At 39.5% G+C, this 10,310-nt stretch carries 10 protein-coding genes; 9 read left to right on the forward strand and 1 reads right to left on the reverse strand.

Annotation, left to right across the window (positions count from 1 at the left end; all coding sequences use genetic code 11):
* From GXZ13_01605 to GXZ13_01620, 4 genes are all read left to right on the forward strand, one after another.
* Positions 1 to 544, forward strand: a 544-nt coding sequence (locus GXZ13_01605; GenBank protein NLX74537.1) for a GntR family transcriptional regulator, incomplete at its 5' end; no start/stop codon positions are given.
* Positions 545 to 669: 125 nt separating this feature from the next.
* The gene (locus tag GXZ13_01610) at positions 670 to 1,677 is read left to right on the forward strand and encodes an ABC transporter substrate-binding protein (protein ID NLX74538.1); all 1,008 of its coding nucleotides are present in this window, start codon (positions 670 to 672) and stop codon (positions 1,675 to 1,677) included.
* 64 nt (positions 1,678 to 1,741) lie between these two features.
* On the forward strand, positions 1,742 to 2,605 hold the full coding sequence (locus tag GXZ13_01615) for an ABC transporter permease subunit (GenBank protein NLX74539.1): 864 nt from the start codon (positions 1,742 to 1,744) through the stop codon (positions 2,603 to 2,605).
* Positions 2,605 to 3,783, forward strand: a complete 1,179-nt coding sequence (locus GXZ13_01620) for a glycine betaine/L-proline ABC transporter ATP-binding protein (GenBank protein NLX74540.1) — start codon at positions 2,605 to 2,607, stop codon at positions 3,781 to 3,783. The genes GXZ13_01615 and GXZ13_01620 overlap by 1 nt, the downstream gene beginning before the upstream one ends.
* Positions 3,784 to 3,833: 50 nt before the next feature.
* Here GXZ13_01620 and GXZ13_01625 read toward each other — a convergent pair whose 3' ends face one another.
* On the reverse strand, positions 3,834 to 4,439 hold the full coding sequence (locus GXZ13_01625) for a DNA-3-methyladenine glycosylase 2 family protein (protein NLX74541.1): 606 nt from the start codon (positions 4,437 to 4,439) through the stop codon (positions 3,834 to 3,836).
* Positions 4,440 to 4,605: 166 nt separating this feature from the next.
* Between GXZ13_01625 and GXZ13_01630 the strand changes: the two genes are divergently transcribed.
* The 5 genes from GXZ13_01630 to GXZ13_01650 all read left to right on the forward strand — a co-directional run.
* Positions 4,606 to 5,607, forward strand: a complete 1,002-nt coding sequence (locus tag GXZ13_01630) for an ABC transporter substrate-binding protein (protein ID NLX74542.1) — start codon at positions 4,606 to 4,608, stop codon at positions 5,605 to 5,607.
* A 321-nt stretch (positions 5,608 to 5,928) separates the two neighbouring features.
* A complete protein-coding gene (gene ilvN, locus GXZ13_01635) occupies positions 5,929 to 6,462 on the forward strand; it encodes an acetolactate synthase small subunit (protein NLX74543.1) in 534 nt (177 codons plus the stop codon).
* Positions 6,463 to 6,547: 85 nt separating this feature from the next.
* A complete protein-coding gene (gene ilvC, locus GXZ13_01640) occupies positions 6,548 to 7,558 on the forward strand; it encodes a ketol-acid reductoisomerase (protein ID NLX74544.1) in 1,011 nt (336 codons plus the stop codon).
* 126 nt (positions 7,559 to 7,684) lie between these two features.
* Positions 7,685 to 9,226, forward strand: coding sequence for a 2-isopropylmalate synthase (locus GXZ13_01645; protein ID NLX74545.1), 1,542 nt, complete (start codon positions 7,685 to 7,687; stop codon positions 9,224 to 9,226).
* A partial coding sequence (locus tag GXZ13_01650; protein ID NLX74546.1) for a 3-isopropylmalate dehydratase large subunit occupies positions 9,219 to 10,310 on the forward strand: 1,092 nt, incomplete at its 3' end. The genes GXZ13_01645 and GXZ13_01650, both read left to right, overlap by 8 nt.

Here is a 10,310-nt window from a genome sequence, read left to right on the forward strand (position 1 = left end):
GTCTTCCCTTGCTTCTCAGTATCGTGTTTCTCCTGAAACAGCAAGGAGGGCAATTTGTGTTCTTTCTGAGCTAGGAATTGTTGAAGCATTAAAAGGCAGTGGAGTTACCATTAAATCCAGAGAAAATGCTCTCTTATACATATCAAGAAGACGAGACGCGAAAACTCTTTTTCATCTTAAAAATACTATTTTACAAAAACTAGAGAGTCAGATGCGTGAAACAATCGAACTTAAAACTCAAGTTGAGAGACTTGTTGATATGACAGAACGATTTAGGTCAACAAACCCTTTCATTCCTTTTGAAATAACTCTCGAAAAAGGCTTGCCTTCGCTAGGGAAAAAAATATCCCAATTAAGTTTTTGGCAATCAACATCAGCTACTGTCGTTGCGATAAAAAAGAACGACTCACTTATACTTTCACCCGGAGGAGAAACTGTGCTTGCCCAAGGAGATGTCCTTTATTTTGTGGGAGATGAAAATAGCAACACAAAGGTGAAAGATTTTTTAAGAACTTTAAAAAAACTGAACTCAACAGCCAATTAAAGGCTCTTTTCTAGTCCCCTCACTCTAAAACAAAATAAAAGATAAATTTTCCTTGTAAAAGTAACAACTTTATGTAAGTATATAGAGTGTTGCAATATTAATATTGGAGGAAAATATAAATAATCATGAATTTTAAAGAATTAAGAACGGGAACAAAAAAGCTTCGCAATATTCTATTTGGAACAGTATTGTTCTTCTCAATCTTTTCTACACAAGCTTTCGCAAAAACTACACTGGTACTGGCAGACAGCGGATGGGATAGCCAAAAACTACATAATGCGTTAGTTAGCCATATAGTAGAAAAAGCCTACGGGGGCTACAAACTAAAAACTTCTACCGCGTCCACACCCATGAATTGGCAAGCCCTAATCGCAGGAGATGTCGATCTTGATTTAGAGTGTTGGACAGAAAACATGGCGACATTTGCTGAAGATGTTAAAAATGGAGACGTTGTCGAAATCGGAATTAGTGTGCCTAACAGCAATCAGGGAATTTATGTTCCTCGATATGTTATAGAAGGAGATCCAGGAAGAGGAATCAAACCGATTGCTCCTAGTCTTAAAACGGTTAAGGATCTCGCAAAATATTCCCACCTATTTCCTGATGAAGAGGACAATAAAATGGGTAGATTTTACGGCGGAACCCCGGGATGGGCAGCAGATATAATTTTATATAAAAAATATAAACTTTATGGGCTTGATAAACACTACAACTATGTACGACTGGGAAGCGAAGCTACTCTTTTTGCATCGTTGGAAGCTGCTTATAACTTGGGGGAAGCTTGGGTCGGCTACTGCTTTGAGCCGACTGTGATAAGTGGCAAACTTGATATCGTCAGATTGGAAGACGAACCATTTGATAAAGAACTCTTTAAAAAAGGAGCAACAGAGTTTAACCCGCAAGAACTGCATATCATTGGCAGCCGATATTTTGCAAAAAAGGCACCTGAGTTAATAGACTTCCTAAAAAAATACAGAACCGACAGCAATGTAATAGCAAAAGGCTTGGCATATATAAATGACAAAAATGCAACTCATAAACAAGCTGCCATATGGATTCTTAAAACCTATCCTGAATTAATAGACGAGTGGCTGCCAAAAGATAAAGCCGAAAAAATTAAAAAAACACTCTAGAAATTCTACGTTTTGTTCAAAGGGTACAAATGTAAAATATTTTTAAATTTTGGGAGGTCCACAAATGGAATATTTTCTTAAATTTCCCGAAAGTCTCATTTTAGGTAGTGGGGAAGCCATAGATATCGCCGTTAAAGCTTTTAGTAGAAATCATAGAGAAACACTTAGAATTATAAGAACTGTTATATTAAACTCGGTCAATTCGGTATATTTCTCTCTAGAGAAGATTCCTTGGTTTATTCTAATTCTGATTGTTATTTACCTTGGATGGAAAGCCAGCAAGAAAAAATATGTCGGCTTAATTTTTGGTGCGATGTTATTTTTCATTGGTATGTGCGGTCTATGGGATAGTATGTTGCAAACTATTAGTATGGTCGTAGTCGCTGTTACTCTCTCAATTTTACTGGGCTTCCCGCTTGGCATATTGGTTGCAATGAACAAAAAAGCATCCACAGTAATCAGACCGATTCTTGATCTTATGCAGACCATGCCTGCTTTTGTCTATCTAGTACCTGCAGTTATTTTATTTAGTCCGGGGAAAACGCCGGCTCTCATCGCAACCACTATATATTCTATCGTTCCGATGATAAGAATGACTAACTTGGGGATTACACATGTAGATAAAGAAATGCTGGAAGCGGCCTCATCATTTGGCTCTACAACTTTACAGCTGCTCTCTAAGGTACAGATACCTCAGGCCATGCCATCTATAATGGCAGGAATAAATCAAACCATAATGATGGCAATGTCAATGGTCGTAACTTGTGCTCTGATTGGGGCAGAAGGTTTAGGCATGCAAATTCTGTTAGCCACAAACAGAATTGAGATGGGAAAAGCCTTAATGCCCGGAATATCAATTGTCTTTTTAGCGATTATTCTTGACCGGCTTACACAGGGAATGATACAGAAAGGGGCACCGACAGAATAATGGATAATAACTATATTATAGAGGCAAAAAATGTAACAAAAATATATGGTAAAAACAGAACAGAAGCGACAAAAATGATGAAAAATGGTTGCGAAAAAGATGAAGTATATAAAAAAACCGGAGCGACTGTCGCCCTTTGGGACGTTTCCCTTAGAGTTAAGAAAAAAGAAATATTCGTTATAATCGGACTTTCTGGATCCGGCAAATCTACAATAATCAGATGTTTCAACCAAATTCTAAAGCCAACTTCGGGCACGATACTCTTTGAAGGACAGAATGTCGAAAAGCTTAAAGGTAAAGATCTCCTTAATCTGAGACGCAAAAGAATATCAATGGTATTTCAAAATTTTGGCTTATTGACCCATAGAAATGTAATCGATAACGTAGCTTATGGACTTGAAATAAAAGGTGTCCCCAAGAAAGAACGTTTGTTAGAGGCAGAAAAATTTATAAAAATGGTAGGTCTTGAAGGCTGGGAGGAACAACAGATTTCAAGTCTATCTGGCGGGATGAAACAACGAGTTGGAATAGCTAGAGCTCTAGGGAATTCTCCGGACGTCTTGCTAATGGATGAGCCCTTTTCTGCACTTGACCCTCTAGTTCGTAAAGAAATGCAGTTCGAACTCCTTTCTCTACAGAGAAAACTAGAAAAAACAATAATATTCATAACTCATGATATTAATGAAGCATTCAAATTAGGAGACAGGGTTGCGATAATGCATAATGGCGTTATAGTACAATCCGGCACGCCCGAAGAGATGTCTACAAATCCGGCAAATGATTACGTAAAAAACTTCATTGAGGGTGCTGATATGAGTGCTGTTTTGAAAGTAAAGCATGTGATGTTTACCCCTCTTTGTATCGTCAGAGAAAACGTTTCCGCAGCTAATGCCGTTATGGAAATGAGAGAAAACCAGGTCTCCAGTGCCTATGCCGTTGCAGATGACATGAAGTTTATGGGAATTATAACTTTAGACAACGCGATAAGAGCCAGAAAAGAAAAAATTCCTCTTTTTTCCTTACTCACAAAAGGAATTCCGGTAACAGGAGAAGAAATATATTTAAAAGATATAATCCCGAAAGCCGTAGAGGCGAAATTTCCAATCGCTGTTGTAGGAGACAGAGGAAAGTTGAAAGGGATAGTAAGCAGAGCATCTGTTCTCTCTTCGCTTTCATAAAACTTGAGGGACAAGAGTGTACTCGTAGGGCACGCTCTTGTCCCTTTTATTTAAATCTCCTTCGATAAACTCCAAAGGTAAAGAGAAGCTACAGTGCCATATGGAGAATAATTCTCTCTATATCTTTCAAATGTTTTCTTTTCAAGTCTTTCTAACCCGTAAAGAGACATCATTCCCCTTCTTATAGCCAGATCTTTATAGCTAACGACATCCATTCTTTTTAGAGAAAATATTAGAAACATCTCGGCGGTCCAATTGCCTATTCCCTTTATTGAAGTCAGCTTAGACTTCACCTCATCATCTGAGAAATCTTTGAGCGTTTCCATTTCAAGCTCTCCAGATAATACTGCGCGTGATAAATTTCTCATATATTGAACCTTCTTCATTGAAATACCAACTGACTGTATTTCCTCATCTGTGGCATTATCAAGCTTTTTCGCAGTAATTATCTTAAATTTATCATAAATTCTAGCTCTGACTGTAACTGCTGCTTTGTTTGATATTTGTTGTGTTGCGATATAACCGATGAGTGAATCAAATAGATCGTCATAAACCTCTCTTTTTATATATCCTATTTTTGATATAAGTTGTCCAAGTTTTATGTCTTTTTTAGAAAGATATGATGTCTCAGCAGAACCATACTTAAGAAAATTCATACTTTTCTCCTCCCGCTATCAGCAATTAACCTTCATATCTATGTTATCAAAATAATGCGACTTATTGACGAATATTATCAATTAAGATAAACTGACTTTATTTAACAAAAACAACAACTTATAATAATGAATAGGTTGTTACTATTATAGGGGTGGAGGCGTATAAATGAATAAAAATTTATTTAAAGTTTTTTTACTTCTTATTGTGGGTGCTTCTCTCTTTGCGATGCCAAATTCTGCTTTTGCGAAAACCGAAATAATCGTTGCTGATAACGGCTGGGACAGTCAGAAACTTCACAACGAAATAGCAAAGATAGTAATCGAAAGCATTCACGACGATTATATTTTAAAAACATCTACAGCTGCTTCGCACATGAATTGGCAAGCTATCATAGCCGGGGATGTAGACTTAGATCTTGAAAGTTGGACAGAAAATATTCTCTCCTATCCTAAAGATGTTGAAAATGGCGATATAGTAAACGTCGGAGTTATTACTGACGAAACAAAACAGGGATACTATGTTCCAAGGTATGTCGTTGAGGGAGACCCTAAAAGAGGAATAAAACCCATGGCTCCCGATCTCAAAACTGTAAAAGACTTGCTTAAGTACAGTAAACTATTTCCCGACAAGGAAGATAAAAAGAAAGGCATCGTGCACGGGACTCTGCCGGGCTGGAGATCTGATGAGATCCTTTATAAAAAACATAAGCTTTATGGTTTGGATAAATTCTATAATTATAGACGTTCAGGGAGCGAGGCTGCTCTTTTTGGCTCTCTGGTATCAGCATACAACTTAGGTGAGGCTTGGGTTGGTTATTGTTTTGAACCAACTTGGGTAACGGGAAAGCTTGACCTTATCTTGTTAGAAGATGAACCATATGACAAAGACCTTTATAAAAAAGGAGCTTGCGCTTTCCCGTTCCAAGAATTAAAAATTGTCAGTGGAAGATATTTTGCAAAAAAAGCACCTGATCTCTTGGAATTTCTTGGAAAATATCGAACTAGTAGCAAGCTTATAAGCCAAGCTTTAGCGTATCTTGACGATAATAAAGCAACCCACAAAGACACTGCCGTTTGGTTCCTAAAAACCAACGATTACCTATTGGACGAGTGGCTACCCCAAAAACAAGCAGACAGAGTAAGAGCTGTTTTACAAGATATGAAGTAAGATTGTGGTATTTGTTACTCTTACACATATTTAAATACATAAAAATTTAGTACAACTCATTGACAAATCAAAACATGTGCTGTATATTCCACATATTGTAAATTAAGTAAGCATTAGTAAGTGGCTTCGGCCAAGAAAGGAGACCCATTTATGAGAACTTTGCATAACGATATACTTTCAAACGTAATAGTACTCCTTATTAGCGATGGGTCCCCCGAATTGACCGACGCTTAGCTGTCGTGTTATTTTCGGACCGGGGCCCATCAGGGCTCCGGTTTTTTTTATATGCATTTTTATACTCAAATATTAGGAGGAAATTACATGAAAAACACCTTCACCATTTTATCTGAAGACAATCCCGGAGTATTAATGAGGATAGCAGGATTGATTTACCGAAGAGGGTACAACATTGAGAGCCTAAGTGTAGGACGAACCGACATCCCCGGCGTTTCCAGATTTACTGTGGTTATAGATGGAGAGGAGGGCGTATATGAACAGATAAGGAATCAACTCCTTAAGCTCATTGAAGTCATTGACGTCATAAACCTCAACAAAGAAGGCCCATTTGTCGAACGCTGGCTTTCTCTTGTTAAAGTGAGAGCTCCTCTTAATAAGCGCCCTGATATTCTACAAACTGCCGAAGTTTTTCGATGCCGAGTAGTAGATTTAGGGGCAGAAGCAATAACTCTTGAAATAACCGGAGATAAGGGAAAGATGGATGCATGTATGGAGGCATTTAGACCTTATGGAATAATTGAATCAGCAGGATCCGGTCAAGTTGCTCTTTCTAGAAGTGGTTTTTCTTTCGGAGAATTTGTTGATACAAAGTTTTCGGAGAATAAACAGTTATCGTAGCTAGAATTAAAGTTTATATTTAAATGTTTCAATTTAAATAAAATTACATATTTAAACGTCCAAAGGGACAGAAGGAGTGTTTTCAATGGCAAAAGTATATTACGACTGTGACACAAATCTCAATCTTCTGAAGGGGAAAACAATAACAATTATAGGTTACGGAAGCCAAGGGCATGCACATGCTCAGAACCTTCGGGATAGCGGAGCAAACGTTCTAGTCGCTCTTCATGAAGGAAGTAAGTCTAAGGCTGTTGCAGAAAAGGATGGCTTTGAAGTCTGTACTGTATCAGAAGCAGCAAAAAAATCAGACGTCATGATGTTTTTAATTCCAGATCATATCCAGGCTTCAGTATACAAAAATGAAGTTCTTCCCAACCTTAAAGAAGACGCAAAGCTCGCCTTCGCTCACGGATTTGCAGTGCACTTTGGCCAAATCGTCCCCGAGCCTAACCACGATGTTTTTATGGTTGCTCCCAAAGGGCCTGGCCATATGGTTAGACACATGTATAAAGAAGGGAAAGGAGTCCCTTGTCTGATTGCTGTTTATCAGGATGCCACAGGCAAAGCTAAGGACTTTGCGTTAGCGTATGCTTCTGGTATTGGCGGGGGTAGAGCCGGCATTCTTGAAACAACTTTCCAGGAAGAAACTGAAACAGATCTTTTTGGAGAACAAGCCGTTCTCTGTGGCGGAGTAAGTGAACTTATGCAGGCAGGATATCAAACTCTTGTTGAAGCGGGATATCAGCCTGAAATGGCTTATTTTGAATGTATCAATGAACTCAAACTGATAGTCGATATGATTTTTGAGGGCGGTCTTAGTTGGATGCGCTACTCGGTAAGCGATACCGCAAAATACGGAGATATGACGGCAGGACCGAGAGTAATAGGAGCTGAGTCAAGAAAGGTAATGAAGGAGCTTCTTACCGAGATTCAGGACGGAACTTTTGCACGTGATTGGATCCTTGAAAATCAAACAGGACGTCCACGCATGAAAAAATGGGCAAAAGCAGTACAAGAAGCTGACTGTGAAGCAGTTGGAAAAGAACTTCGCAAAATGATGCCTTGGATGGAACAAAAAGAGGCTCCAAAGTTTTAAAAACAATTGTAGGGGCGGCAGGCACTGATTTTAACCGAACGAAGAATTTTTAATCGTTCATAGCACGTTTATATATCGCGGAATAAACAGCCGATAGACCACCTTTTTAAAGGAGAGAAAAAAGCCATGATTAATCACGTACGTATTTTTGACACAACGCTTCGAGACGGAGAACAAGCTGCAAGAATCAATCTGAATAAGGGAGAGAAACTACAAATCGCCCGACAGCTTGCACGACTTAGAGTTGATGTCATTGAAGCTGGCTTCCCTGCATCATCACCAGGTGATTTTGAATCTGTACAGGCAATAGCCCGTGATATAAGAGGTCCAATTATTGCAGGACTTGCTAGAACGAGGGCTGAAGATATCAAGGCTGCCGCCGAAGCACTAAAAAATGCGAAACATCCTCGAATACATACCTTTATTGCTACCAGTCCTATTCACATGGAGTATAAACTCAAGTTGGATAAGGAGGGTGTGCTTTCAGAAGTCCGTAACGGGGTAACGCTTGCTCGCTCCTTCGTAAAAGATGTGGAGTTCTCTGCTGAAGATGCAAGCAGATCTGATATTAATTTCTTAGTTGAAGTGTACAAAACAGCGATTGCTTGCGGCGCTACGACATTAAATATTCCTGATACTGTCGGATATGCTCAGCCTGACGAGTTTTATACTTTTGTAAAAAGAGTTATCACAGAAGTAAACTCGGACAAAGACGTTATATGGTCTGTACACTGCCATAACGATTTGGGCTTGGGAGTTGCAAACTCTCTTGCTGCAGTAAGAGCAGGTGCAAGACAGGTTGAGTGCACTATTAACGGGCTTGGAGAACGCGCCGGGAACGCTTCCATGGAAGAAATTGTCATGGCTATGGAAACAAGAACCGACCAATATCCGGTAAAAACTTTGATTGACACCACTAAACTCTACAGCACAAGCAAACTGGTATCGCATTTAACCGGTGTTATGGTCCAGCCCAACAAAGCTATAGTCGGCGTAAACGCATTCGCTCACGAAGCAGGAATACATCAGCATGGGATGTTATGCAATAAAGCAACATACGAAATTATGACGCCTGAATCTGTCGGTGCACCTTCATCCGATTTGGTTTTGGGAAAACATTCCGGTAGACATGCTTTTAAAGATAAAGTAGAAAGTATAGGATACCAATTATCGAATGAAGAATTAGAAACAGGGTTTGCTTACTTTAAAGAGCTTTGCGATAAGAAAAAAGACGTTAGCGATGGGGACATAGAAGCCCTAATTCTTGATAGGGTTTTATCTTTTATACCTGAAAAGACATATGTTCTTAAAGATTATGCCGTTTATGTGGGAACTGGGAGTAAGCCGACAGCAAGCGTTACTTTAACATCCGGAGATATTGAACACACTGAAGCTTCTGTCGGGAACGGCCCTGTTGATGCTGCCTATAATGCAATTAAGAAAATATTAGGCTTCTCTCCCCAACTTAAAGGATTTAGGATCGGTGCAACTAGCGAACATTCTGATGCTCTGGGCGAAACCAGAGTCGTCCTCCATCACGGTGGAGTCCAATCACAAGGAAGAGGAACTAGTACCGACGTAATAGAGTCCTCAATAAGAGCTTACGTCGATGCGCTAAACAGACTGTATGCCACAGCCGCTGCAAGGGAGATAAAATTAGATGCCTAAGACTCTCGCTGAAGCGATTATTGCAAAACACACAAAGGATAAAGTTGAACCGGGGTCTATTTGCCAAGTAAATGTAGATTTTGCTTTCGCGAATGATATCACGGGACCACCAGCAATAAAAGAATTTAAAAAAATGGGTGCTCTCAAAGTTTTTGACACAACAAGATGTGCTATTTTGCCGGACCATTTTTCGCCAGCAAAAGACATAGCTTCGGCAGAACAAATTAAAGAGTGTAGGACCTTCGCAAAGGAGCAGGAAATGCTTTTTTGGGATGTTGGCAGAGTTGGAGTAGAACACGCTTTTCTGCATGAAAACGGCTTAGTGCTCCCAGGAGAAATAGTACTGGGAGCGGATAGTCATACTTGCACACATGGAGCCATGGGGGCTCTCGCAACAGGAGTAGGTTCAACAGACCTTGCCGCAGCCTGGGCTTTGGGAGAAACTTGGCTCAGAGTCCCAGATACCATAAAGGTTTCCTTTGAAGGAACTGTTTCGGAATGGCTTTGCGGGAAGGACCTTATTTTAGCTTTGATAGGAGAAATAGGAGTTGAGGGCGCGAGATACATGGCCTTGGAATTTCATGGAGATGCAATTTATTCTCTTGACCTTGACGATAGATTTACTATTTCAAACATGGCTATAGAAGCCGGCGCTAAAGCAGGACTTATAAATCCAGATAAAAAATTGTTAGACTATGCAAAGGCTCGTGCAGCAAGGAAATTTGAGCCCATTTATGCGGATAATGATGCTAAATATGCGAAATCTATCAATATAAATATTACAAACATGGAACCACAGGTTGCCATGCCCCACTTGCCGGATAATGTAAAAGCTGTCACAGAAGTTTCTGGAATGCCTGTAGATCAAGTTTTTATAGGATCCTGTACTAATGGAAGACTTAACGACCTGCGCATGGCAGCAAAAATATTAAAAGGGAAGAAAATTCATAAAAATACCAGGTTGATGATTATACCTGCGTCTTATGAGGTCTACAAAGCCGCCATGAAAGAGGGACTTTTCGATATATTCATCGAAGCAGATGCTACTATTTCAACCCCTTCTTGTGGCCCCTGTTTGGGTGGA

The sequence above is a fragment of the Synergistaceae bacterium genome, assembly GCA_012728235.1.
Lineage (GTDB): Bacteria > Synergistota > Synergistia > Synergistales > Synergistaceae > JAAYFL01.